Source organism: Qipengyuania marincola (assembly GCF_029688625.1).
Classification (GTDB): Bacteria; Pseudomonadota; Alphaproteobacteria; order Sphingomonadales; family Sphingomonadaceae; genus Qipengyuania.
In genome coordinates this window covers 21,036-45,934 of record NZ_JARULC010000004.1, presented here as the reverse complement: position 1 = coordinate 45,934, position 24,899 = coordinate 21,036, and the positions used below count along the sequence as shown (strand labels likewise).

23 protein-coding genes are annotated in these 24,899 nt (G+C 63.4%); 18 read left to right on the top strand and 5 right to left on the bottom strand.

Features of this window, described 5'->3' with window-relative positions; translation table 11 throughout:
- The first annotated feature begins 6 nt into the window (after window positions 1-6).
- Entirely contained in the window at window positions 7-1,779 is a 1,773-nt protein-coding gene (locus P8Q88_RS14375; RefSeq protein WP_278324544.1) for a DUF885 domain-containing protein, read from the top strand.
- Between the two features lie 62 nt (window positions 1,780-1,841).
- On the top strand, window positions 1,842-2,132 hold the full coding sequence (locus P8Q88_RS14370; protein ID WP_278324543.1) for a YMGG-like glycine zipper-containing protein: 291 nt from the start codon (window positions 1,842-1,844) through the stop codon (window positions 2,130-2,132).
- A 63-nt stretch (window positions 2,133-2,195) separates the two neighbouring features.
- On the opposite strand, the gene P8Q88_RS14365 is transcribed toward P8Q88_RS14370, so the two are convergent.
- The 3 genes from P8Q88_RS14365 to P8Q88_RS14355 form a co-directional block, all read right to left on the bottom strand.
- Window positions 2,196-2,768: a hypothetical protein gene (locus P8Q88_RS14365; protein WP_278324542.1), complete on the bottom strand. Its 573-nt coding sequence runs from the start codon at window positions 2,766-2,768 to the stop codon at window positions 2,196-2,198.
- Window positions 2,765-3,208: a vgr related protein gene (locus P8Q88_RS14360; RefSeq protein ID WP_278324541.1), complete on the bottom strand. Its 444-nt coding sequence runs from the start codon at window positions 3,206-3,208 to the stop codon at window positions 2,765-2,767. Before P8Q88_RS14360 ends, P8Q88_RS14365 begins: the two co-directional genes overlap by 4 nt.
- Before the next feature lie 95 nt (window positions 3,209-3,303).
- The gene (locus tag P8Q88_RS14355; protein WP_278324540.1) at window positions 3,304-3,786 is read right to left on the bottom strand and encodes a copper chaperone PCu(A)C; all 483 of its coding nucleotides are present in this window, start codon (window positions 3,784-3,786) and stop codon (window positions 3,304-3,306) included.
- A 186-nt stretch (window positions 3,787-3,972) separates the two neighbouring features.
- On the opposite strand from P8Q88_RS14355, the gene dnaK reads away from it, so the two are divergent.
- The 3 genes from dnaK to P8Q88_RS14340 all read left to right on the top strand — a co-directional run bounded on the left by dnaK (window position 3,973) and on the right by P8Q88_RS14340 (window position 8,051).
- A complete protein-coding gene (dnaK, locus tag P8Q88_RS14350; RefSeq protein WP_278324539.1) occupies window positions 3,973-5,907 on the top strand; it encodes a molecular chaperone DnaK in 1,935 nt (644 codons plus the stop codon).
- Window positions 5,908-5,980: 73 nt separating this feature from the next.
- Window positions 5,981-7,102 (top strand): molecular chaperone DnaJ, encoded by a 1,122-nt coding sequence (gene dnaJ / locus P8Q88_RS14345; protein ID WP_278324538.1) that lies wholly within the window; start codon window positions 5,981-5,983, stop codon window positions 7,100-7,102.
- A 61-nt stretch (window positions 7,103-7,163) separates the two neighbouring features.
- Complete coding sequence (locus tag P8Q88_RS14340) at window positions 7,164-8,051, top strand: MBL fold metallo-hydrolase (RefSeq protein WP_278324537.1); 888 nt, start codon at window positions 7,164-7,166, stop codon at window positions 8,049-8,051.
- A gap of 10 nt (window positions 8,052-8,061) precedes the next feature.
- Here P8Q88_RS14340 and P8Q88_RS14335 read toward each other — a convergent pair whose 3' ends face one another.
- Entirely contained in the window at window positions 8,062-10,377 is a 2,316-nt protein-coding gene (locus P8Q88_RS14335; RefSeq protein WP_278324536.1) for a patatin-like protein, read from the bottom strand.
- Between the two features lie 71 nt (window positions 10,378-10,448).
- Between P8Q88_RS14335 and radA the strand changes: the two genes are divergently transcribed.
- The 10 genes from radA (at window position 10,449) to P8Q88_RS14285 (ending at window position 22,034) form a co-directional block, all read left to right on the top strand.
- Window positions 10,449-11,816 (top strand): DNA repair protein RadA, encoded by a 1,368-nt coding sequence (radA, locus tag P8Q88_RS14330; RefSeq protein ID WP_278324535.1) that lies wholly within the window; start codon window positions 10,449-10,451, stop codon window positions 11,814-11,816.
- A gap of 14 nt (window positions 11,817-11,830) precedes the next feature.
- Window positions 11,831-12,355, top strand: coding sequence for a CvpA family protein (locus P8Q88_RS14325; protein WP_278324534.1), 525 nt, complete (start codon window positions 11,831-11,833; stop codon window positions 12,353-12,355).
- Entirely contained in the window at window positions 12,352-12,786 is a 435-nt protein-coding gene (locus P8Q88_RS14320) for an iron-sulfur cluster assembly scaffold protein (protein ID WP_278324533.1), read from the top strand. Before P8Q88_RS14325 ends, P8Q88_RS14320 begins: the two co-directional genes overlap by 4 nt.
- Before the next feature lie 38 nt (window positions 12,787-12,824).
- Window positions 12,825-14,462, top strand: coding sequence for an MFS transporter (locus P8Q88_RS14315; RefSeq protein ID WP_278324532.1), 1,638 nt, complete (start codon window positions 12,825-12,827; stop codon window positions 14,460-14,462).
- Complete coding sequence (gene alr, locus P8Q88_RS14310; RefSeq protein WP_278324531.1) at window positions 14,455-15,489, top strand: alanine racemase; 1,035 nt, start codon at window positions 14,455-14,457, stop codon at window positions 15,487-15,489. The genes P8Q88_RS14315 and alr overlap by 8 nt, the downstream gene beginning before the upstream one ends.
- A gap of 76 nt (window positions 15,490-15,565) precedes the next feature.
- The gene (phaR, locus tag P8Q88_RS14305) at window positions 15,566-16,108 is read left to right on the top strand and encodes a polyhydroxyalkanoate synthesis repressor PhaR (protein WP_278324530.1); all 543 of its coding nucleotides are present in this window, start codon (window positions 15,566-15,568) and stop codon (window positions 16,106-16,108) included.
- A 46-nt stretch (window positions 16,109-16,154) separates the two neighbouring features.
- Window positions 16,155-17,696 carry a proline--tRNA ligase gene (gene proS, locus P8Q88_RS14300; RefSeq protein WP_278324529.1) on the top strand — a complete coding sequence of 514 codons (1,542 nt, stop codon included), beginning with the start codon at window positions 16,155-16,157 and terminating at the stop codon, window positions 17,694-17,696.
- Between the two features lie 37 nt (window positions 17,697-17,733).
- Window positions 17,734-19,113, top strand: a complete 1,380-nt coding sequence (locus P8Q88_RS14295) for a M28 family peptidase (protein WP_278324528.1) — start codon at window positions 17,734-17,736, stop codon at window positions 19,111-19,113.
- 12 nt (window positions 19,114-19,125) lie between these two features.
- Complete coding sequence (gene rnr / locus P8Q88_RS14290; RefSeq protein ID WP_278324527.1) at window positions 19,126-21,462, top strand: ribonuclease R; 2,337 nt, start codon at window positions 19,126-19,128, stop codon at window positions 21,460-21,462.
- Window positions 21,463-21,512: 50 nt separating this feature from the next.
- Complete coding sequence (locus P8Q88_RS14285) at window positions 21,513-22,034, top strand: peroxiredoxin-like family protein (protein ID WP_278324526.1); 522 nt, start codon at window positions 21,513-21,515, stop codon at window positions 22,032-22,034.
- A gap of 4 nt (window positions 22,035-22,038) precedes the next feature.
- Here the strand turns inward: P8Q88_RS14285 and P8Q88_RS14280 are convergent, their stop codons facing one another.
- On the bottom strand, window positions 22,039-22,491 hold the full coding sequence (locus tag P8Q88_RS14280; RefSeq protein WP_278324525.1) for a universal stress protein: 453 nt from the start codon (window positions 22,489-22,491) through the stop codon (window positions 22,039-22,041).
- Window positions 22,492-22,620: 129 nt separating this feature from the next.
- Here P8Q88_RS14280 and P8Q88_RS14275 point away from each other — a divergent pair, with 129 nt between their 5' ends.
- The 3 genes from P8Q88_RS14275 to P8Q88_RS14265 are packed head-to-tail and all read left to right on the top strand — an operon-like array spanning window position 22,621 to window position 24,816.
- Window positions 22,621-23,961 (top strand): pyruvate dehydrogenase complex dihydrolipoamide acetyltransferase, encoded by a 1,341-nt coding sequence (locus tag P8Q88_RS14275; RefSeq protein WP_278324524.1) that lies wholly within the window; start codon window positions 22,621-22,623, stop codon window positions 23,959-23,961.
- Entirely contained in the window at window positions 23,931-24,434 is a 504-nt protein-coding gene (locus tag P8Q88_RS14270) for an endonuclease domain-containing protein (RefSeq protein ID WP_347569019.1), read from the top strand. The genes P8Q88_RS14275 and P8Q88_RS14270 overlap by 31 nt, the downstream gene beginning before the upstream one ends.
- The gene (locus P8Q88_RS14265; protein WP_278324523.1) at window positions 24,427-24,816 is read left to right on the top strand and encodes an acyl-CoA thioesterase; all 390 of its coding nucleotides are present in this window, start codon (window positions 24,427-24,429) and stop codon (window positions 24,814-24,816) included. The genes P8Q88_RS14270 and P8Q88_RS14265 overlap by 8 nt, the downstream gene beginning before the upstream one ends.
- Window positions 24,817-24,899 lie beyond the last annotated feature (83 nt).

Below are 24,899 nucleotides of genomic sequence, written 5' to 3'. Positions count from 1 at the left end.
GGTGTGATGAAAGCCGCGACTGCAAGTTTCCTCCCCATCCTGCTGGCAGCGGCGCTGCCCGCCGTCGCGCAGGACGGCCGTTCCGCAACGCCAGTACGGACTGAGCAGTCGAGCACGCTTCAAGCGCTGGCCGATGAATACTATCGGTTCGGCCTTGCAGAATACGAGCGCGAGGCCAAACCAGACGGCAGCACGGCGCCGACTGGCAAACTCCCCTCGGTTACGCCGTCGGCTTATGCTGAGCGCGAGCGGGTACTGCAGGATTTGCTGGCACGCGCTCGATTGCTGGAGACAGAGCAGCTTGGCGAGAGGGAGCGGATCGACGCGGCCGTCCTCGTGACCCTGATCGAACAGGACCTTGGCGATATCGCCTATCGCGAGTGGGAGATGCCGCTCAATTCCGACAGCAATTTCTGGTCCTACCTCGTTCCGTCGGGCCCGATGGATGTCGTGCAATACGAAAATTATATCGCCCGAATGCGCGACCTGCCGCGCTTCTTCGACGAAAATATCGCGAATATGCGAAGCGGTCTCGATCGTGGCTTCAGCGTTCCGGCGGTTACGCTGGAAGGTCGTGACGTGTCGATCGAAGCCTACGCTGCTGCCGAGGTCGACGAGAACCCCTTCTGGCGGCCCTTCGCCGAGATGCCGGCACGCATTCCGGCCGCCGAGCAGGAGCGACTGCGCGGGGAGGCGCGCAATGCCATCGAGCAGGCTGTCGCTCCCGCCTATCGAGAGCTGCTCGGCTTCATGCGCGACGAGTATCTTCCGAAAACGCGCAAAACGCTGGGCGCCCGTGAATTCCCTCGCGGCGAAGACTATTACGCCCAGCAAATCCGCCAGTACACGACGCTCGACCTGACAGCCGAGCAAATTCACCGGATCGGACTCGACGAAGTCGCCCGTATTACCGCGGCAATGGAAAAGGTGAAGGAAGAGGCAGGCTTCGACGGCTCGCTCAGCGAATTTATCGCCTTCTTGCGCACCGATGCGCAGTTCGTGGCGGAGACGCCCGACGAACTGATGGGTGTCGCCGCCTATGCGGCCAAGCGGGTGGACGACAAACTTGGCGAATACTTCGGCTTCCTGCCGCGCTACCGCCACGGTATCCGCCCCGTCGACCCGGCCATCGCGCCATTCTACACGGCAGGTCGCGGCGGGCTCGAGTACTGCCAGATCAACACTTACGATCTGCCCTCGCGCCCCGTCTACAATATTCCCGCACTGACTCTGCACGAATGCGCCCCAGGCCACAGCTTCCAGGCCGCGATCGCGCTGGAGCAGGAAGAGGCGCCGCTGTTTCGCCGCCAGACCTATTTTTCCGGCTTTGGCGAGGGGTGGGGGCTCTATGTCGAGCACCTCGGCAACGAGATGGGGATCTATCGCACGCCCTATGAGCGTTTTGGCCAGCTATCCTACGAAATGTGGCGCGCCGCACGGCTGGTGATCGACACCGGCATTCACCACTATGGCTGGAGCCGCGAGCAGGCGGTCGATTACCTGTCGCAGCGCACAGCCCTGTCCGAGCGCGAGGTCGGTACCGAGATCGACCGCTACATCAGTTGGCCCGGGCAGGCTCTGGCCTACAAGCTCGGCGAGCTCACGATCAAGCGGGTGCGAACCAAAGCGGAAAACGAGCTCGGCGACGCCTTCGACTTGCGCAAATTTCACGATGTGGTGCTTTCGCTCGGCTCGGTTCCCTTGCCAGTACTGGAGCAGCGCATTGATCGTTTCATCGCAGAGGGCGGCGCCGGACTGGATGGCGTGACCTACGATTGAGCAGGAACATGAGGGCCCTACTTCCGTATTTCGTCCAACAGGGACGCAAACGGAGATACCCCATGAATTCGAAGCTCATACTCGCCCCGGCGCTTGCTCTTTCCACCTTGTCGCTTGGTGCCTGCGCGCAGAATTACGCCGTCGAAGGGGCGGCCGCCGGTGCTGCTGCCGGGGCCGGCCTTGGCGCGATTCTTGGCGACGACATCAAGACCTACGCACTCGCCGGCGCTGCTATCGGCGGTGTCGTCGGCTATGCGACCGACAAGAATGACGAGTGCGACGGCTATTATGGCGACGGGCGCTATGTCGACGATGATTGCCGCTACGACGACCGCTACGCGCGGTATTGGTGAGAAGCCAAATCAGGCGAAAACGGCCGTCCCTGCCACGACCGGGGCGGCCTTTTCGCTGTCAGGCTAGATTGCATAGATGACCAGATAGCGCACGATCAGAAGCCCGAGCAGGATCAGATTGAGCGTCGCCGATCGAATAAAGGCGACCGCCGCCATCAGGCCCACGAGAACACCTGTCGCCACAAGCGAGAGTGGAGAGAACAGCGAGTCGCGCAAGCCGGGGACCGTGAGAAGATAGCCCCATTGTACGAAGACGAGCGCGATGAGGATCGCCATGACGACCTTCTTGACCCTGAAATAATGGGTGTCGAGATCCGCGAACCGATCCGGTTCGGACGGAAAAACGAGCCGCGCGGCGAGGTAGTAGGATGAGGCAAAGACCATCACCGCGAGGAGCGAAAGCGCGTCCACAGCGATCTGGTCCTGCAGGCGCCAGGCGAATATCCAGAAGCTCAAGAGATCGAGCATCACGAATATCGCGAGCGCCGGAGTCAGCCATCCGATAGTGAATGTCGCGCCGCCCGCATTACTGGCAAACTTCAGTTCGAGCGCTCGGCCAAGTCCCGCCAGCAATTCGATCAGCGAGAGACCGAGCAGCAGCGCATAGAGGATGAAAGCGAACTCGAAATCGGTCACACGACCGATGTCCCTGGAAAGCGGACGAGGAGGTCGTAGGCGGATACGTCCGCGGCGCCGGCGATCCGCATTCCGTTTCTCAGCCAGAAGGCATGCTTCACAATCTCTGCCTGCTGTTCGATCCCGTAACGCTCGAGCGGCCAGCCCGGTTTAAGACTGTAATCGTAGCGGGCCCAGGGCATCCGGCGAGTTACAAGGTACCACTTGCCCAGCGTCTGGACCTGCCAGACATGGACCATCTCGTGAATAAACAGCCCTTGGCGAGTGAGGCTCGCCGTACTGAAATCCTCGCAATAGGCTTCGCTTGCGGGATGGAAATGGAGGTGGCCACGCGGCGCCATGGTGATCCGCCGGGGCTGTAGCGGAAACCACTTGCGCCGTCTGATGGTGACCCGGTCGTAATCGATGGCGGTCCCGAAAACCGATCGCGCCAGGGTCACCTCGCCGCTGGTCAGCCGTCTTTCACCGCCGACCGGGCATTTTTCGTCCAGGCTGTGTTCGTGGCTCTCGACGTTCAGGCTGTCGCGCAGGTCGTTCAGCGGTCGTCACCCGCCGCGACGATTGCAACATCCGCGGTCACGGTCTTGCCGCCGGCAACGGTGAGCGTCATCGCGGTCGTCCCGCCAGCTTCGAGCGAGGGGTCGAGATCGAAGGCCATGACATGCATGCCGCCCGGTTCGAACGAGACCGTGTCGCCGGCCTCAATCGTCAATGGGCCCATTTCGCCCATCGTCATCTCGCCGCTCCATTCCATCGTGTCGTGCATTTGCGCATTGCTGGCGCCTTCGATGGACGCGCTGCGCACTGCGACGTTGCGATCGCCTTTGTTGCCGAGGTCGAAATAGACCGCGGCCGGATTGCCGGAAACTGCCGGCAGCACCAGGCGCGCATTGGCGACTTCGAGCCCGGTAGAATTGGCCTCGGCCGCCGCATCGTTTTCGGCCCCGCCATCCGAGCAAGCCACAGCGCCGAAGGAAGTTATCACGAGGAAGGCAGCAGCAAAGGGTTTGAAATTCATGGAAGTGTCTCCGCGACGAACAGGAGTAAAAATCTAGCCCGCCGGGTCCCTTGTGCCAAGCAAAACCACTCCTATATCGCCCGAGTAACACACACCTAACACACCACTCGAACGAGCTGCCGAGTGGTCCCGCCGATAGCGGGGGACCGAATGGCAGCGTCCAACGAAGCAACTGATGGGGAAACCATGGCAAAAGTAATCGGTATCGACCTCGGCACCACCAACTCCTGCGTCGCGGTGATGGACGGCGGCAAGCCCAAGGTCATCGAGAATTCGGAAGGCGCGCGCACCACGCCCTCGATCGTCGCCTTCACCAAGGATAACGAGCGCCTGATCGGCCAGCCTGCCAAGCGCCAGGCCGTTACCAATCCCGACAACACGCTGTTCGCGATCAAGCGCCTGATCGGCCGCCGGTTCGACGATCCGACCACAAAGAAGGACATGGATCTCGTCCCCTACGACATCGTCAAGGGCAAGAACGGCGATGCATGGGTCGAAGCGGGCGGCGAGGAATATTCGCCCAGCCAGGTTTCCGCCTTCATCCTCCAGAAGATGAAGGAAACCGCCGAGAGCTATCTCGGCGAGGACGTGAAGCAGGCCGTCATCACCGTCCCTGCCTACTTCAACGACGCCCAGCGCCAGGCAACCAAGGATGCCGGCCAGATCGCCGGCCTCGAAGTGCTGCGCATCATCAACGAGCCGACTGCAGCTGCGCTCGCCTATGGCATGGACAAGGAAGACGGCAAGACCATCGCCGTCTACGATCTTGGCGGCGGTACCTTCGACGTCTCGATCCTCGAGATCGGCGATGGCGTATTCGAAGTGAAGTCGACCAATGGCGACACCTTCCTTGGCGGTGAGGACTTCGACAGCGCGATCGTCGAATACCTCGCGGAAGAGTTCAAGAAGAAGGAAAACATGGACCTGAAGACCGACAAGCTCGCTCTTCAGCGTCTCAAAGAAGCGGCGGAAAAGGCCAAGATCGAGCTGTCGAGCTCGGCCCAGACCGAAATCAACCTGCCCTTCATCACCGCGCGCATGGAAGGCGGCGCGACCACCCCGCTCCACCTCGTGGAAACGCTCACGCGCTCGAAGCTGGAGCAGCTGGTCGGCGACCTGATCAAGCGCACGCTGGAGCCCTGCAAGAAGGCGCTGGCCGATGCCGGCATCGACAAGGGCGGCGTGGACGAAGTGGTCCTCGTCGGCGGCATGACCCGCATGCCCAAGGTTCGCGAAGTGGTCGAGGAATTCTTCGGCAAGAAGCCGCACACCGGCGTGAACCCCGATGAAGTCGTGGCCATGGGTGCTGCCATCCAGGCCGGCGTCCTCCAGGGCGACGTCAAGGATGTGCTGCTGCTCGACGTGACCCCGCTGTCGCTCGGTATCGAGACGCTCGGCGGCGTGTTCACCCGCATGATCGACCGTAACACCACCATCCCGACCAAGAAGACGCAGACCTACTCGACGGCCGAGGACAACCAGCAGGCCGTGACCATCCGCGTGTTCCAGGGCGAGCGCGAGATGGCGGCGGACAACAAGCTGCTCGGTCAGTTCGACCTCGTCGGCATTCCCGCTGCACCGCGCGGCGTGCCGCAGATCGAGGTCACGTTCGACATCGACGCCAACGGCATCGTGAACGTGTCCGCCAAGGACAAGGGCACGGGCAAGGAGCAGCAGATCCGCATCCAGGCCTCGGGCGGTCTTTCGGATTCCGACATCGACCAGATGGTTCAGGATGCCGAGAAGTTTGCCGAAGAGGACAAGAAGCGTCGCGAAAGCGTGGAAGCGCGCAACCAGGCGGACAGCCTTGTGCACACCACGGAAAAGCAGCTCGAAGAGCATGGCGACAAGATCGACGCTTCGCTCAAGTCCGACGTCGAAGCCAAGATCGCGGCTACCAAGGCGGCGCTTGAAGGCGATGACGCCGCTGCCATCAACTCGGCAGCCGAGGAACTGACGCAGGCTGCCATGAAGATGGGCCAGTCGATCTACGAGCAGGAGCAGGCTAACACCCAGTCCGCTTCGCCCGAAGGTGACGCAGCAGCGCCTGAAGGTGGTGATGCCGAGGAAGAGGTGGTCGACGCCGAATTCTCGGAAGTCGACGAAGACTCCAAGAACTGATCGCTGATGGAAATCGATCCGCCACCGGTGCCCTCGCGCTCCGGTGGCGGTATGATTTCGGGTAGGGAAGAATATGTCAGCGACTGAAGTCGATTTTTACGAGCTGCTCGGCGTTTCGCGCGATGCGGACGGTGCGACCATCAAGAGCGCCTATCGCAAGCTCGCGATGAAGCATCACCCCGATCGCAATCCGGGGTGCGGCGAGAGCGAGGCGAAGTTCAAGGCCGTGAGCGCGGCTTACGAATGCCTCAAGGATCCGCAGAAGCGAGCGGCCTACGATCGCTTCGGCCATGCCGCTTTCCAGAACGGCGGCGGCCCGGGTGGCGGCCATCCCGGAGCCGATTTCGGCGATATCGGCGATATTTTCGAAACGATTTTCGGCAGTGCTTTTGGCGGAGGAGGGCGTGCCCAGCCGCGCCGCGGCGCCGATCTTCGTTACGATATGCAGATTTCGCTCGAGGAAGCCTTCCACGGCAAGTCCACCGAGGTCGAAATCGAAGTCTCCCAGAATTGCGACACCTGCCACGGCTCGGGCGCGACGCCCGGTACACGCGCGCGAACCTGCAACCTGTGTGGTGGTCGCGGCCAGGTGCGTGCAAAGCAGGGCTTCTTCGTCGTGGAGCGCCCGTGCCCCAATTGCCACGGCAGTGGCGAAGTCATTACCTCCCCTTGTCGCGACTGCGGCGGGGAAGGGCGTGTCGATCGGGAGCAGACGCTCGCGGTCGAAATCCCGCCCGGCGTCGATACCGGCACCCGCATCAGGCTATCCGGTAAAGGCGAAGCGGGGCCACGCGGCGCACCTCCGGGCGACCTCTATATCTTCGTGCACGTCAAGCCGCATGAGATCTTCCAGCGAGAGGGCACGACGCTCGGCACGCGCGTGCCGATCAGCTTCACCAAGGCAGCGCTTGGCGGCTCTATCGACATCCCGAATATTGATGGCGACGAGGTTACGATCGAGATCCCTGCCGGCATCCAGTCGGGCAAGCAGTTGCGCCAGCGCGGCGCCGGCATGCCGGTGTTGCAAGGGAGGGGTCGCGGCGATCTGGTGGTCGAGATCGCGGTCGAAACGCCCACGAAGCTCAGCAAGGAACAGCGCGCGTTGCTCGAACAATTCCGCGACACCGAGACGGGCGACGAGTGCCCCGAAAGCCGCGGCTTTTTCGATAAGCTTAAAACCGCTTTCGGCGGCTGAATACTCGCGGCTCGACAGCGACCTCGCCCGCGCCTAGCACGAGCGGCAGAGGGAGAGTGTCATGAAGAAGATCGTCGCTTACGCCACCGTTGCCGTGCTTGCGGCCACACCCCTTTCCGCCCAGCGCAATTTTGATGATGTCGAGATCACTGCGGAGGAAGTCGCGCCGGGCATAGCCGTGCTGTTCGGGGCGGGCGGCAATATCGGGGTGAGCCATGGCGAAGACGGCACCGTCCTGATCGACGACCAGTTCGCGCCGCTGACCGCGAAGATCGAGGCCGCCGTCGCCGAACTCGGCGCGCAGCCAGTCGGCTTCGTCATCAATACTCACTGGCATGGCGACCACACCGGCGGGAACGAAAACCTCGGCGAGAAGGGCGCGTTGATCTTTGCCCATCACAACGTCCGGACCCGTCTTGCCGAAGGGCGCGAAGGTGAACGCCCGGTCCCTCCTGCTCCCGATGCGGCGCTGCCCGTGGTGACCTATGGTCAGGGCGTGACAATGCATCTCAACGGCTATCGGACCGACGTCATGTTCCTCGGTGGCGGTCATACCGACGGCGACAGCATCGTGTATTGGCACGGTGCGAATGTCGTCCACATGGGCGACCTCTATTTCAAGATCCCCGGGTTTCCCTTCATCGACACGAGCTCCGGCGGCAATGTCATCGATGCGATGAATTCGCTGGACGCAGTCATCCGCATGATCGACGGCGAAACCAAAGTTATCCCGGGTCACGGGCCGATGTCGAACAAGGCCGAACTGGTCGCTTATCGTGCAATGATCGGCCAGGCCGTCGACCGCGTGCGTGATTTGCGAATTGGCGGCAATACGCTCGACCAAGCACTCGCGGCCAAGCCGCTAGCCGATTTCGATCGCGGCGAGGGTTTCATCGATGCAGACGGTTTCGTGACCGCCATCTACCGGAGCCTCGACGCGCGCGACTAGGGGCCGACGATCAGGGCATTCGCTCGTCCACCTCGCTGCGAAGCTGGTCGATCAAGGCGAGCGAGCATCGGCCGGAAGCCTGCTCCTCGTCAAGAATTGCATGGAAGGCATCGCGCTTGCACTCGCGATGCGCGTCTTCGGATATCGGCTCTGGCAGTGTTGAACACACAAGGTCGATCATGCGTTCGGCGCCATGCAGCCGCCCCCAGAGGTAATCGTTTTCGCGATAGGCGCGGCTGAAGAAAGCGCCAAAATTATAGAACTCCAGCCCGCGCAATGTCGCCTGCGATCCGCCTTCGCGAATGCTGCGAGCATCATCCGGGCTGATCCGGTCTACCTTGACCACGTCGAATTCGGTGAGCCCCTCGTTTCGAGACAGCGGCAGAGTTGCCGCGTCGTAGAAGGGGAAGCCGAGGTAGGCGAACAGCATCCGCCGTCGCAGGTTCTTCGGCATAACGACCAGCGCCTCTGACAGCATGGCTTCCGCCCGATCGTCGATTTCCGGGAGCAGCCGCTTGGCATCCAGCATGTCGAGCAGGGTGCCGGGATCCGCCATGACCTGCTCTGCCACGCCCTCGAATGCCGGGCCTAGCGCCGTGACGCCCTCCCTCTCGAAATACAGCGAAAGGACCGCGTATACAGTGTCGCGCGCCTGCTCGAGGGCATCGTCAGGGATTTCGGGGTCTGCCTCCCAATCGCGGGCCAGGCGACGGGCAAGCAGGCGAAGGCGGCGGATGCGAAAGCCGATATCGTGTTCACGGAAGAAGGCTATCGCCTCGGGCGTGGCCCCACCGGCGGGCGCAGACAGCCGGTCCAGCCCGCGGCGGCGCAGTTCCTCGCGCAAAACTGTTTCGATCGGCCCGCTGTCCTCGATCGCAAGCCGGGGCGCGGCAGCCAGCGCAAGGTCCGCCAGTCTGCGCACGATGCCACTAAGCTTTGCCTGCGCGTAAGAGTGGAAGGCGAAACCAGCCTGTTCCGCCGCCGCCTGCTGCGCCTTGCGCCGCCAATTGCCGAGCCGCGCGGGTGTGGGTCGGTCGAGAAAGAGAGTGCGCCCGAACAGTTTCTCGACCGCCGCATCGACCTCGGGCCGAAGCGAGGTCACGATCCTCCCGATGCGCTCCGCCTCGCGCGTCTGGTTCTCCAGCTGTTCCAGATTGTCGCGGATCGGCTGTTCGCGCGGGATCGTCGAGAGTGAGCCGAAAATTGCCGAGAAAAAGCCGACCGGTTCGTGTTTGGCGCCCTCGGCCCTGCCGAAGCGATCGGGCCGCGGGTCGACATAGATGAAGCGCCGGTCGACTTCGCGTTGAGCGGGCCTGCCGCGCAGTGCGCCAATGGCCCCGGCGAAGGGCTTGTTCACAAGGACCGAGCCGTCGATCAGCGACACATGATCGACCGTGTTGCGCATCACATGAACCGGCATCACGCGCTCCAGAAAAGCGTCGCGTCCCGGCCAGCTGCGACCGCTTTCGGTCGAAAGCGCGTCCATTTCCTCCATGCGCAGAGGCGGGAAAGCGCCGGGGAAGCTGGCGGTCGCGCGCGCAGCGAATACGAGCTCAAGCGGATTGGCGAGCCCCTCGCCTCCATGCAGGGGCGCGCGCGCGCGGAACGATATCGGCATGCGATGCTCGGTATCCTCGACCACGGGCGGGCTGTTGAGATGCAGCAATTCCATGTGACCGTGGAAGTCGGTCGCGGTCACATACAGATCGAGCGGATGGCCTGGCGGCAGGAGAGGAGCCTCGGCGCGCGTCTGTTCCATCGCCGAGAACGCCTTCTCCAGCAGGCGCGAAAAGCCGAGCCCCGAAAACGGCGGCTCGAACCAGCGGCCCCTGATGAGGTGAGACACCTTGCGCTCGACCTCGCGCCGCGTTTCGGGAGCGACGGTATCGGCGATGTCGCTCCCCGGGCGACTGAGCAGCCAGTTGGCGAAGGGCTGCGCGTAGATCTTCGACATGCGCCACATGGGCTTTGCCGCCGGATCGACCAGCTGGTCGACATCGGCGACTTCGAGCCACAGATCGGTCAGCGGTTCGAGAGACTGCCCGGAATGGATTGCCTGCGCGAGGAACACGGCGTTGATGCCGCCGGCACTGGCCCCGCTCATGATGTCGGGCAAAACGCGCAGGCGCAGGTCGTGACGGTCCTCGATGCGCTCCAGGAGACCGCGATAGACCGAATCGACGCCGCTACGCGGCGCGCCTTGCGCATGATGATCCCGGCTGGCGCGGGCAAGCTGCCACAACTCGCGCGTCACGCCATGCATGTAGACGGCGAGGCTCACCCCGCCATAACAGACCAGCGCTATTCGCAATTCCTTCTGGCGCATCGGAAGCGGTTTGCACGGCTTATCCGCGCAAGGCAATTGCGTTCCGCAAATGTTCCGATTAGCAAGCGCGTATGGCAAAGCCCAAGAAACGCTATGTCTGCCAGGCTTGTGGCAGCATCTCGCACCGGTGGCAGGGACAATGCGCTGATTGCGCGGAATGGAATACGCTGGCGGAGGACGCCCCCGCCACGGTCTTTTCGCTCAAGCATGATTTGTCGAGTGGGGGCCGCGCGGTCGAATTCGTCGATCTCGACAAGCCCGGCGCGCTGCCGACCCGCCAGCCCACCGGGCTTGCAGAATTCGATCGCGCGCTCGGCGGTGGCCTGGTGCCAGGCTCTGCCATCCTGATGGGCGGCGATCCGGGCATCGGGAAATCGACGCTGCTATTGCAGGCAGCAGGCAGGATTGCGCGAGAGGGCCACGGGGTCGTCTATGTCAGCGGCGAGGAGGCGACCGGACAAGTGCGGATGCGCGCGGCGCGTCTCGGTCTCTCCGATGCGCCAGTGAAACTCGCCGCAGCCACCGGCGTGCGCGATATCCTCACGACACTGGGACAGATGGATGCCCCGCGCTTTCTCGTCATCGACTCGATCCAGACGATGCATTCCGACACTATCGAAGGGGCACCCGGCACGGTCAGCCAGGTGCGTGGCTGTGCTTTCGAGCTCATCCGTTACGCCAAGGAGAACAATGTCGCGCTGGTCCTGGTCGGCCACGTGACCAAGGACGGAAGCATCGCCGGCCCCCGTGTGCTGGAACACATGGTCGACGTGGTCATGAGCTTCGAAGGCGAACGCAGCCACCAGTACCGCATTCTGCGGGCCCTGAAGAACCGTTTCGGCGCGGTAGACGAGATCGGCGTATTTTCGATGGCAGGGGAAGGCCTGGAGGAAGTTGCCAATCCTTCTCTCCTGTTCCTGTCCGGCCGCGACGAGCCCATGGCGGGCAGCGCGGTTTTCCCGGCAATCGAGGGCACCCGCCCGGTCCTGCTTGAAATCCAGGCGCTGATCGTCCGCCTTCAATCGGGAGCGACGCCGCGGCGGGCCGTGGTTGGCTGGGATAGCGGTCGGCTGGCCATGTTGCTGGCCGTGCTCGAATCGCGCTGCGGCCTGAATTTCAGCTCGGCCGAGGTCTATCTCAATGTCGCAGGCGGTTATCGACTTTCAGACCCGGCGGCGGATCTGGCGGTCGCGGCGGCGCTGGTCAGCGCGCTGGCGGACAAACCTCTTCCCGATAGGAGTGTATGGCTGGGCGAGGTCTCGCTGGCCGGAGAGATACGACCGGTCGCCCATGGTGCCCTACGCTTGCGTGAGGCGGCGAAGCTCGGCTTTGCCAAAGGGTTTGGTCCGGTCGGAGGCAACGGCAAGGAAGCCACACTCGACTATGCGGGCTTGGGACAACTCGCGAACCTCGTTGACCGAGTCGTCGGGAGCGCATAACCCACTGCCGGGTCATGACGGGTTTCGATTTTATCCTGCTGTTTATCGTGGGCGTCGCCGCCGTGGGAGGGTTCCTGCGCGGGTTCGTTCAGGAGATTTTTTCGCTCGCGTCGTGGGCCCTGGCGATCTTCGCCATCAAATATCTCCACACTCCGCTCACGCTGGCTTTGCAGGAATATATCGGCGCGGATACCACCACCACACTGCTGGCCTTCGTACTGCTGCTGCTGATCCCCTATGCAGCGATGAAAGTCATCGCGAACAATGCCAGCGCAGCTTCGACCGATCCTGTGCTCGGCCCCATTGACCGGGTGCTAGGCTTCGGGTTCGGAGCGCTGAAGGGTATTCTGATCGCGATCATCGCCTTCTCGCTGCTGGTGCTCGGCTATGACGAAGTGTGGGATTACAAGGGGCGTCCGGACTGGATCACCACGTCCCGCAGTTACGAGCTGGTCGATGCAAGCTCGCGGGCCCTGGTCGATGTGCTTGCGGAGCGGCGCGCGCGCCTGCGCGGGGACGACGCCGCGCCTGGCGAATGACGGGCGAGCGGCGCGAGGCGCTCTACTCCCCCAAACTTCTCGCGCTGGCCGTCGAGCTCGCCCGATATCCCCTACATCGCGACGCTCGAAACATCGGGCACGCACGTTCGCGCACCTGTGGCAGCACCATAGCGCTCAGCAGCGCGAAGACCGACGCGATCTCGTCCGTCGGCATGCAGGTCAGCGCGTGTGCGGTGGGGCAGGCTGCCGCCGCCATCTTTGCAAACGCAGCCGAGGGGGTCTCGGCAGGCGAGTTGGCCGAAGCGCTCCGCGAAATCGAAGCATGGCTGTCGGATGACGGCCCGCTTCCGCCCTGGCCGCGCCTGGACCTGCTCGAACCGGCCCGCCCGCACAGCGGTCGTCACGGTGCCATTCTGCTGCCGTGGAGAGCCGCCCTAGACGCGCTTTCCAAGGGTGATGACGGTCGCTAGACCCGCGTGCCAAGACCAATTGGAGTGGGGAGCGAGAGATGTCCGGCGCAACGACAGCCGCGCAGAGGGAACCGACCGACAAGGAAATTCGCCTCGTCATTGCGGCGAGTTCGGCCGGCACGATCTTCGAATGGTATGACTTCTTCATCTACGGTACGCTTGCCGGACTGATCGGCGCGGCTTTCTTCCCGAGCGACAATGAGACGCTCGAAATCCTTCTGGTGTGGGCCGGCTTCGCGGTTGGCTTCGGCTTCCGTCCGCTCGGCGCGATCCTGTTTGGTTTCCTCGGCGATCGGCTGGGGCGCAAATATACGTTTCTCGTAACCGTGACGCTGATGGGCATCGCAACCGCGGGTGTCGGCCTGATCCCGAGCGCGGCGACGATTGGCCTGGCTGCGCCTCTGATCGTGATCTGCTTGCGCATCCTGCAGGGCCTCGCATTGGGTGGCGAGTATGGTGGTGCCGCAATCTATGTCGCGGAACATGCGCCGCCAGAAAAGCGCGGCTTCTACACCAGCTTCATCCAGGCCAGCGTGGTCGGCGGCTTCGTGCTGTCGATCATCGTCGTCATCGTCTGCCGCGCATTGATCCCGGCAGACGATTTCGCCGCATGGGGCTGGCGCATCCCGTTCCTGCTCTCGATCGTGCTGCTCGGCATCTCGTTGTGGATGCGGCTGAAACTGTCTGAAAGCCCGGTGTTTCAGGCGATGAAGGAGGCGGGCGAGACTTCGGCCAATCCGTTCAAGGAAAGCATTGCCTATCCCGGCAATGGCAAACGCATCTTCGTTGCCCTGTTCGGCATCACCGGCATCTTGACCACGATCTGGTACACCGCCTTCTTCTCCGGCCTGTCCTTCCTGCGCGGCCCGATGCGGGTCGAGGAGGGAGTGGTCGAATGGATGCTGCTGATCGCAGGGTCGATATCCATGGCGTTCTACCTCGTCGTCGGAAAATGGTCCGACCGCGTCGGGCGCAAGAAGCCGATCATCATCGGAGCGGTGCTGTCGCTCGTGCTGCTCTTTCCCGTATTCTGGGGCATGGGTGCCCTGGCCAACCCGGGGCTGAACGAGAGCGCGCGCGCAGCGCCGGTGACCATCGCTGGCACGGGTTGCGAGCACGATCCCTTCGCCGAAGTGCAGGCCACCGCTTGCGGACGCGTGTTGCAGGATCTGACGGCGCTTGGCGTGCCTTACGACATCGATGATGCAGTCGCTTCGAGCGAGCCTGGAGCCGGTACGCTGTTGGTCGGGGATGGCGCATACGACTACAACACTCTGTCTGACGATGACCGCCGCGGCACCGTTCAGGGGTGGCTGGAGGAGCAGGGGTATAGCTTCGAGCGGCAGACGCCGCCCCTGTCGAGCATCCTCGGTATCATCGCCCTGCTGCTCGTGCTCGGCATGCTTTCAGCGCTCACATACGGGTCGGTAGCGGCGCTGCTGTGCGAGATGTTCCCGGCCAAGATCCGTTACAGCTCCATGTCGATCCCCTACCATATCGGGGCTGGCTATCTCGGCGGCTTCCTGCCTCTGATTGCCGGCTATATCGTGGCGATGACAGGCAATGCCTATTCGGGCCTATGGTACACGATCGCGGTGGTCGGCTTCGGCCTGCTCGTGGCCTGGTGGGGCATTCCGGACGGGCCCCCGAAGGACTTCGAAGACGCGCATGGCTGACCTGCCGCCGCCCACTTTGCGCCTGCACATCGACAGGGATGCGCTGGCGCATAATTGGCGCGCACTCGATCGGCTGTCGGGCCAGGCCCGCGCAGGAGCGGCGGTCAAGGCCGATTGCTACGGTCTGGGTGTCGCGACCTGCGTACCGGTCCTGCGGGATATCGGTTGCCGCGACTTCTTCGTGGCGCACTGGTCCGAAGTCCCGGCAGTGCTGGCGCATGTACCACCGGAACAGATCGCCGTTCTGCATGGCGTCAGCGAGCAAAGCGAGGCGCAATATGCCCGTGCCACCGGAGTGCGGCCGGTGATCGACAGCGTGGCACAGGCGCGGCTCTGGAGCGAGGCGGGCGGTGGCCCCTGCCATCTCATGGTCGACACAGGCATCAACCGCCTCGGCATCAGGCCCGATGAGGCCAGCGATCCGTCCATCCAGGCCCTCTCGGTCGAGGTGCTCATGAGCCACCTTGCCTGCGCCGACGAAGACAGCGACAGCAATGCGTCGCAGCTCGCCGGCTTTCGCTCCGTTGTCGAGCAGGTTGCACATCGAGAGACGAGTCTCGCCAACAGCGCGGGCGTCGCGCTTGGCAGCGACTTCGCCTTCGACCTCACGCGCCCGGGTCTCGCGCTCTATGGGGGCATTCCTCGACCGGAGCTGGCCGACACTATCAGGCAGGTTGCCTTTCCGCAGGCGAAAATCATCCAGGTGCGGCAGATCGAAGCGGGAGAATGCGTCGGCTATAATGCGACCTTCACCGCGCCCCGTGCCATGCGGATCGGCGTGGTCTCGCTCGGCTATGCGGACGGCATCCTCAGGAGCTGGGGCGGGGGGTATTTCGAGGCGCATAGCGAGCGGCTCCCGATCCTTGGCAAGGTCTCGATGGACATGATCGTCGTGGACTTGAGCGGAGCGAGAGCAATCGGTGAGGGCGAATGGGTCGATCTGCCCTATCACCTTCCCGATGCCGCGCGGCAAACCTCTCTTTCGCAATATGAATTGCTCACCGTATTGGGACGCCGCTTCGGTTGACCCTCGCGTCATGTTGCGCCGCGGTTTGTGCACGTGCTAAGCCCATTCGCACTGCACAATCACGGGACCTGCAATCATGGCCAAGCGCACCGCCGAAGGCGAGCCGATCACGATCAAGAAATATGCCAACCGGCGGCTCTACAACACCGATACCAGCAGCTACATCACGCTGGATGACCTGGCGAAAATGGTGCGCGAGAATGTGGATTTCCAGGTGTTCGACGCGAAGAGTGGCGACGATATCACCCACACCATCCTGACGCAGATCATCGTCGAGGAAGAAAGCCAGGGCACGCAGATGCTGCCGGTCAGCTTTCTGCGTGACCTCATCAGCATGTACGGCAATTCCATGCAGTCGATGATGCCGAGCTATCTCGAAGCGAGCATGGCCAATTTCCGCAAGAACCGTGAACAGCTGCAGGCCGCATTCGCCAAGGGGCTGGAGGCCAATCCGCTGGCCAAGATGGCGGAAGCGAACCTGAAGATGATGCAGAACGCTGCCGAAGCCTTCATCCCGGGCAGCCGCAAGCCTGCAAAGCCCGATCAGGCGGACGAGCTTGCCCAGATGCGCGAGCAGATGGCCGCCATGCAGAAGAAGCTGGACGAACTCGGCAAATAGCGGCAACGGCCCGCCCGCCTACCACCCGCAAGCGACAGGATTTACCGTGGCCCAGATCCGCCATGCATTGAACACGAAGCGCGCCGACGATTTCGCGGCGTGGTATCAGGACGTGATTGCCTCTGCCGAAATGGCCGAGGAATCTGGCGTGCGCGGCTGCATGGTCATCCGCCCGTGGGGCTTCGGCATCTGGGAGCGGATGCAGCGCCTGCTCGACGACCGGATCAAGGCAACCGGCCATGAGAACGCCTATTTTCCGATCTTCATTCCGCTTTCCAATTTCGCGCGCGAGGCCGAGCATGTCGAGGGCTTTGCCAAGGAAATGGCGGTCGTCACCCATCACCGCCTGATCGCCGGCCCCGATGGCGGTCTCGTCCCCGATCCCGAAGCGAAGCTGGAAGAACCGCTGGTCGTGCGGCCGACGTCGGAAACGATCATCGGCGATGCAATGGCGCGCTGGGTTCAGAGCTGGCGTGACCTGCCCCTGAAGCTCAACCAGTGGGCCAATGTCGTGCGCTGGGAAATGCGCACCCGCATGTTCCTGCGCACCAGCGAATTTCTCTGGCAGGAAGGCCACACGGCGCATGCCGACGAGGCCGAGGCCAAAGAGCATACGCTCACGATGCTGGAAGTCTATCGCGCCTTCGCGGACGAGGACTTGGCGCTTGCCGTCGTTCCCGGCGAAAAGCCCGAGAACGAGCGCTTTCCGGGCGCGGTCGAAACCTGGTCGATCGAGGCCATGATGCAGGACGGCAAGGCGCTGCAAGCGGGCACGAGCCACTATCTCGGCACCAACTTCGCCGAAGCGAGCGGCATCAAGTTCCAGAACCGGGAGGGCAGCGAAAGCCTGGCCCATACTACCAGCTGGGGGGTTTCGACGCGCATGGTCGGCGGAGTCATCATGACGCATGGCGATGACGACGGCCTGCGCCTGCCGCCCAAGATCGCGCCGCAGCAAGTCGTCATCCTGCCGATGCTTCGCGACAAGCCCGAGGACGAGGCGCTGGTCGATTATTGCGAGGCGCTGCGCGCAACGCTCGCTAGCCAGCACGTGCTCGGTGAGCCGCTGCGCGTGCTGCTGGACACGCGGCCGGGCAAGGCAGCCGCGAAGCGCTGGGATTATGTCCGGAAGGGTGCGCCGGTCATCATCGAAGTAGGCGGGCGCGACATGGAAAATGGCGTGGTCAGCTTGCTGCGCCGCGATCGTCTCTGGGACGGGGAGACTGGCAAGCCTTCTTTCCAGACGCCAACCCGGGAAGTCGCGGGGCAGACCGTGCCGGACATCCTGGCCGACATCCAGGCTTCGCTTCTGACCGAGGCAACAGAACGTCGCGAGGCAAAGATTACGCGCGGCGTGAAAGACTTTGCCGAAGTTGAGGCCCATTTCGCCGGATCAAAGTATCCGGGATGGGTCGAGGTCATGTGGTCCAAGCCGACGGGTGAGGCGCTGGACGCGGTGGTCGAGCGACTGAAGGCGCACAAGCTCACGATCCGCAATGTCCCAATGGACTCGGCGCCAGTCGATGGCGCATGCATCTTCACCGGCGACAAGGCAGTGGAGCGCATTCTCCTGGCAAAGGCTTACTAGCTTGATTTGACGGCGGGTTTGGCCGAGAGCTTCGGCCATGAAAAAACTCGCCCTGTTCGCCGCCCTCTTCGCCACCACACCGCTTTCAGGACAGGAAGCCGATCCGGCGCTGGAGGTGTCGCAAGAACGCCTGCGCGCCGACATGGACACCATCGTCGGCTTCGGAACGCGGCATACCTTGTCCAGCCAGACCGATCCGGAACGCGGGATCGGAGCCGCGGTCGATTGGGCGCTCGACGAGTTTCGCAGGATCGGCGCGAACTGCGGCAATTGCCTCGAGGTGCAATCGGTCGAGCGCGTCGTCGAAGCCGACGCAAGGCGTATTCCCGAGCCGACGCTTGTCCGAAACGCGGTCGCCATCCAGCGTGGGACGGAGCGGCCAGACGAGATCATCATCGTGCAGGGCCATTACGACAGCCGCGTAACCGATCCGCTCAATGCCACCGACGATGCGCCGGGTGCGAACGACGATGGATCGGGCAGCGTCATGATCCTCGAAGCTGCGCGGATCCTCTCGCAGCGCGAATATCCTTCGACGATTGTCTATGCACTGCTCACCGGGGAGGAACAGGGGCTGTACGGAGCGCAGATCCTTGCGGACTGGGTCGAGGCAGAGGGCCTGACGGTCAAGGCGGTGCTCAACAACGACATGATCGGCAACAGCTGCGGCTCCGACGGCGTGTGCGATGCGGAACACGTGCGCGTGTTCTCGGAAGGCCTGCGCGCGGATTCGACGGCCGAGCTGCGCGCGCTCCAGCGTCGCTTCGGCGGCGAGAACGACAGCCCGGGCCGCAACCTGTCGCGCTGGCTGGCCGAGCTGGCCGAGAAGCATCCCGACGGCATGCAGGTCCGGCAGATCTGGCGCACCGACCGGATGGGGCGCGGCGGCGACCAGATACCGTTTCTGGACAAGGGCTACCCCGCTGTTCGCATCACCGTCGCGGTCGAGGATTACGAACACCAGCACCAGGACCTGCGCACGGAAGACGGCGTGACATATGGCGACACCGTCGACGAACTTGATTTCGAATACCTGACGCGCGCATCGCAGCTGAATGTGCGGGCGCTGCACGCGCTCGCCAATGCACCAATGCCGCCGGAACCGACGGCAGATGCCGCCGTGCGCGTCGATACCGAAATCAAATGGCAGTCGGTGCCCGGTGCAGGAACCTATGCAGTCGCGAAACGCCGCACCGACGAATCCTATTGGCGCGATGATGCAGCCAACGTTTATCGCGACGGGCCGGTAAACACCGAGGAAGATACCGGATACAGTTATATTGCACCCTTACGCGGCGACGACTGGTTGTTCGGTGTCCGGGCCTGTGCGTCCGGCAGCTATTGCTCACCTTATGCCAGCGCGGTCCCGGGTGGCGCTTTCAAACCTGTCGAGCAGCCAGAGGATGAAACCGACTAAGCGCGTCCCTATATGGCGCGGATGACAAAACAGAATAAGCACCGGAAGCCGAAAGGCTTGCCGAGCAAAGAACAAATACTCGAATTCATCCAGACCTCCGAAACACCTGCCGGCAAGCGGGAAATCGCCAAGGCCTTCGGCCTGAAGGGGCAGGAGAAAATCGCGCTGAAGAAGCGCCTCAAGGACATGGCCGAGGATGGCCTGATCGACGGCAAGCGTACTGCCTATCATCGCATGGGCGGCGTCCCTAAAGTCACCGTGCTCAAGATCGTCACGATCGAGGATGGCGAGCCGGTTGCGGAGCCCGAGAACTGGGCGCCTGACAGCAAGGAAAAGCCGCCGCGCCTGTTGGTAAAGGAAAGCAAGAAGATGGCCGCGCTCAAGCGCGGCGATCGCATCCTTGCGCGCAACGAAGAGACCGAGCGCGGCTGGCGCGCGACCCCGATCAAGAAGCTGCCAGCTCGAACCGAGGGCCTGATGGGCGTGATCGAGAAGGATGGCAGCGGCAATTACTGGCTGGCCCCTGTCGACAAGCGCGTGCGCGACAGCGCGCCGGTGGGCGATGTGGGCGAGGCGCAGGAAGGCGATCTCGTGCTGGCAGAGCGCATGGGCAAGTCGCCGCGCTCAAAGGTCAAGGTCGTCGAAGTGGTCGGCGATCCGCTGGCACCCAAGGCCTTCAGCCTGATCGCCATTGCCAAACACGGCATTCCACATGTCTTCCCGCAAGGCGTCATCGAGGAGGCGCAGCGCGCAACCGAGTTGCCGCTGAGCAAGGACCACCGCGAAGATCTGCGCGACGTTCCCATCGTCGCGATCGACCCCGCCGATGCCCGCGACCACGACGATGCGATCTGGGCCGAACCGGACGGCGAGGGCGGCTACCGCGCGATCGTCGCGATCGCGGACGTAAGCTATTACGTCCGCCCCGGCGGCCAGCTCGACCGCGAGGCAAGGAAGCGCGGCAATTCGGTCTATTTTCCCGACCGCGTCGTCCCGATGCTGCCCGAAGTGCTGAGCGCCGACGTTTGCAGCCTCAAGCAGGATGTCGACCGCGCCGCCATGGCTTGCCACTTGCACATCGATGCGGAGGGCAAGATCACCAAATGGCGCTTCACTCGCGCGATCGTGCGCCTGGCAAAGAACATCGCCTATGAAGATGCGCAGGCCGCTATCGATGCCGGCGATGCGCCTGAATTTCTCCAGCATCTCTGGGGCGCCTGGAAGCTTCTGTTCAAGGCGCGCGAGGCGCGCGATCCACTCGACCTCGAACTGCCCGAACGGCAGGTGAAGCTGAATGACGCGGGCGTGATCGAGGAAATCGCGGTCCGCGAGCGGCTCGATGCCCACCGCGTGGTTGAGGATTTCATGATCGCGGCCAATGTCGCAGCGGCCAAGGCACTGGAGGCGAAGACGGCCCCGGTCGTCTATCGCATTCACGAAACCCCGAGCCGCGAGAAGCTGCTCGCGCTGCGCGATTACCTTGCCTTTCAGGGCAAGAAGCTGGCGCTCGGCCAGGTCATCACCCCCGGCCTGTTCAACCGCATGCTCAAGGATATCGGCGATCCGGCCGAGAAGGCGCTGATCATGGAGGCCGTCCTGCGCAGCCAGATGCAGGCCTATTACGGCCCCGCCAAGGAAGGGCATTTTGGCCTGGCGCTCGCCAGCTATGCGCACTTCACTTCGCCGATCCGGCGCTATGCGGATCTGCTCGTGCACCGCGCGCTGGTCGATTCCTACAAGCTCGAGCAACCCAAGCCCAAACCGCAGCTCGACCTGCCCGAAGCGACCGGCCTGTCCGATCGCGACAAGACCGCGCTGCACCAGATCACCGACGCGATCAGCCAGACCGAACGGCGTGCGATGGAGGCCGAGCGCGACACGATCGACCGCTATGTCGCAGCATGGCTCTCTGGCCGTGTGGGAGAGACGTTCGACACCCGCATAACCGGCGTGCAGGGCTTCGGCTTCTTCGCCACGATCGACAAGCTGGGCGGCGACGGGCTGGTCCCGGTCAGCACGCTGGGCCGCGAATATTTCCGCTATGAAGAAGCTGCGCAGAAGCTGATTGGCGAGAGCACCGGCACCGAATATGCCGTCGGTGACCGGCTGAAGCTGAAGCTGGCGGAGGCCAATGCGCTGACCGGCGCGCTCAAGTTCGAAGTGCCGGACAGCGATGGCGACAGCATCGAGAAGCGCGGCAACCGCGCAGAGCCGAAGAAGCGCTCGCACCAGCGCAAGGGGCCCCAGAAGAACGGACCGAAGAAAGGCCAGGGAGCCCCTCGGCAAAAGCATCCGCAAGGCCAGCGCGGACGGCCGGGCAACATTCGCCATCAGGGCCGCAAGAAGTAGCTGCGGAACGGGCCGGGGCAGGGTTCATTTAATGGGGTAAAGGAGACACCATGCCCCAGCTTATCCCCGGCCAGAAAACCCCCGATCTCGACCTGCCGCTGACCATCGATGCGCGTTTCGAGCTGTCGAAGCAGTCGCCCGAGAACTTCACCATGCTGGTGTTCTATCGCGGCAAGCATTGCCCGATCTGTAAGAAGTACCTGACCGAGCTCGGCGGGCGGCTGTCCGATTTCACCGACAAGGGCATCAATGTCTTCTCAGTATCGATGGACAGCCCCGAACGTGCTGCCGTTGCGCATGAGGAGTGGGAGACCCACGACTTGCCCATCGCCCATTCTCTCACGGAGGAAAAGGCCCGCGAATGGGGCCTCTACATCAGCGAGAAGCGCGAGGGTAGCGAAGAGCCCGACAAGTTTTCCGAACCTGGCCTCTTTTTGGTCAAGCCCGACGGCACGCTGCACTTCGCCGTGGTCCAGAACGCGCCCTTCACGCGGCCCGATCTCGACGATCTGCTTAGCGGCCTCAGCTTTACGATCGAGAACGATTACCCCACACGCGGCACGCTGACCTGAGCGGTCAGGCCAGCGCGTCCAGCTCGTCTTTCGAAATGCCGCCCGGGATCAGGTAGAGCGGGCAGGGCAGATTGCCCGCCGTCGCCGCGAAGTGGTTGACGAGCGGGCCGGAATTGCCCTCCGCGCTCGTCGCCAGCACAAGCGCGGCGATATTGCCGTGCTCCTCGATATACTTGCGGATCACGTCTGCAGGCGGACCGGGTCGCACGGCGATGGTCGGCATCTTGCCCATCTCGCCGAAGATATTGCCCGCCGCGGAATTGGCCATCACCTCCGCCCGGTCGCGCGCCTCCTGCTCGATCGTCGCCTGCACGCCGCCGAAGGCATTGAAGGTCTGTTGCGGCACCAGCGCCAGGATATGGACCGACCCGCCGGTCTTGTAGGCACGCAGGCTGGCGAAACGCAGCGCCCGCTTCGCCTCCTCGGTTTCATCCATCACGACCAGATAGACACGCATGCGACAATCCCCTCTCTCGCATGCGGGCCTATCTTGTAATTCGTATTCTGCGCAAGGACCTTGCTTGCCCACGCCATTTTGGCCAGAGGTGCGGGCGAACTCTTCCCCTCGCGAGGACGTAACGTAAACATGCCCACGCCGATCAAGATGCCCGCCCTGTCACCCACCATGGAGGAAGGCACGCTCGCCAAGTGGCTGGTGAAGCCGGGCGACAAGGTGGAAGCCGGCGACATCATGGCCGAGATCGAAACCGACAAGGCGACGATGGAATTCGAGGCCGTCGACGAGGGCACCATCGCCTCCATCGCGGTGGAAGAGGGCAGCGAGGGCGTGAAGGTCGGCACCGTCATCGCCATGCTGGCGGAAGAGGGTGAAGATCTGGACGAGGCTGCTGCGGCCGCGCCGGAAGGTGGCGAGGCTGCTGCCGAGAGCAAATCAGACAGCGAGCCCCACACGAAGGCCGAACCCGCAAAGGCTGCGCCCCGAGAAACTGCCGAGCCCGCGCGCACGCCGGTGGAAGTCGATACGAAGGCCCCCGCCGCGCCGAAGGACGATAGCGGCGAACGTATTATCGCCTCGCCGCTCGCCCGCCGCATTGCCGAGCAGAAGGGCGTCGATCTGGCTGGCGTCACCGGCTCCGGCCCGCGCGGTCGCATCGTGAAGGCCGATGTCGAAGGCGCGGAAGGCGGCAAGGCTGCCGCTCCCGCAAAGCAGGAGGCGACCGCCGAAATGGCCGAACCGCGCGTTCCCAGCAAGACGCCGGCCGAGAGTGAATACGGCGCGCCTTACGAGGAAGAAAAGCTCACCAATGTCCGCAAGGTCATCGCGCGCCGCCTGACCGAGAGCAAGCAGCAGGTCCCGCATTACTACCTTGCCGTGGATGTGCGGCTCGATGCGATGCTCGACCTGCGCAAGCAGCTCAACGCCGGGCTGGAGGCGGACGGGGTCAAGCTGTCGGTCAACGATCTGCTGATCAAGGCGCTGGCCCGCGCGCTAATGCGCGTGCCGCAATGCAATGTCAGCTTCCAGGGCGACACGATCCATCGGTACAAGCGCGCCGATGTCTCCGTGGCCGTCGCCGCGCCGACCGGCCTCATCACCCCGATCATCACCGAAGCCGATACCAAGGGCCTCGCCGCAATCAGCACTTCGATGAAGGAGCTTGCGGAGAAGGCGCGCGAGGGCAAGCTGCAGCCGCATGAATACCAGGGCGGCACGGCCAGCCTCTCCAACCTCGGCATGTTCGGCATCAAGCAGTTCGACGCGGTCATCAACCCGCCGCAGGGCATGATCATGGCCGTCGGCGCGGGCGAGCAGCGCCCCTATGTGGTCGACGGCGCGCTGCAGGTCGCGACCGTGATGACCGCCAGCGGCTCCTTCGACCACCGCGCCATCGACGGTGCGGATGGCGCGCAGCTGATGGAGGCATTCAAGCAGCTGTGCGAGAACCCGATGGGGCTGGTCGTTTGACCTCTCCAACTTCGACTAGCGAGCAAGCTCGCAAGTCTGCGTATCCTCTCCGGCAAGCGGAGAGGATACAAAACTCCTCTCCCCTCGCGGGAGAGGAAGGGGCCCGCCGCGAAGCGGTGGGAAGGAGAGGGGGCAAGCGCAACCTGCTCCCACTCGCAAAGCGCATGCGTCAAGAACCAACCGAAGCAGAAGCAAGATTATGGTCGCGCCTGCGTGCAAGCCGTCTGGCAGGCGCTAAATTCAAGCGGCAAGAGCAAATCGGGGACTACATAGTCGATTTCGTCTGTTTCGGGTCGCGCCTTGTCGTGGAAGCTGACGGCGCTCAGCATGCCGAAAGCGAGCGCGACCTCAGGCGGGACGAGTGGCTTCACGAACAGGGCTTTCGTGTCCTTCGGTTCTGGAACGACGACATCTTGCTCGATACCGACGCCGTATTGCAGGCAATTTCCGAAGTGTTGGGCAGCAATGACTGACCGCTCCCCCCTTATCCGCGTCACGGCCATGCCGACCGACCTCAATCCCTACGGCGGGGTCTTCGGCGGGTGGCTAATGAGCCAGATGGCGCTCGGCGCGGGATCGCTTGCGAGTCGGGAGGGGCTGGGCAAGGCGGTGGTCGTCTCGGCAACCGATTTCGCCTTCCCGGGCGCGATGGCCGTGGGTGACGAGTTGTCGGTCTATTGCGAGATCCTCGCAACCGGCAACACTTCGCTGACCATCGCTGCCGAAGCCATCGCCCGCGAGCGTAATGGCGAGGCCGAGACCAGGGTGGCAAGCGGCACGTTCAAATTCGTGATGCTGGGCGATGACGACAAGCCGCGCCCGGTGCGCGCGGCAGCGAATGCGCAAAACAAATGAGATCCGTTCGGGCTGAGCTTGTCGAAGCCCTGCTCTTCCTTTCGAGCGCGGACCCCGAAGTGAAATACGGCCCTTCGACAAGC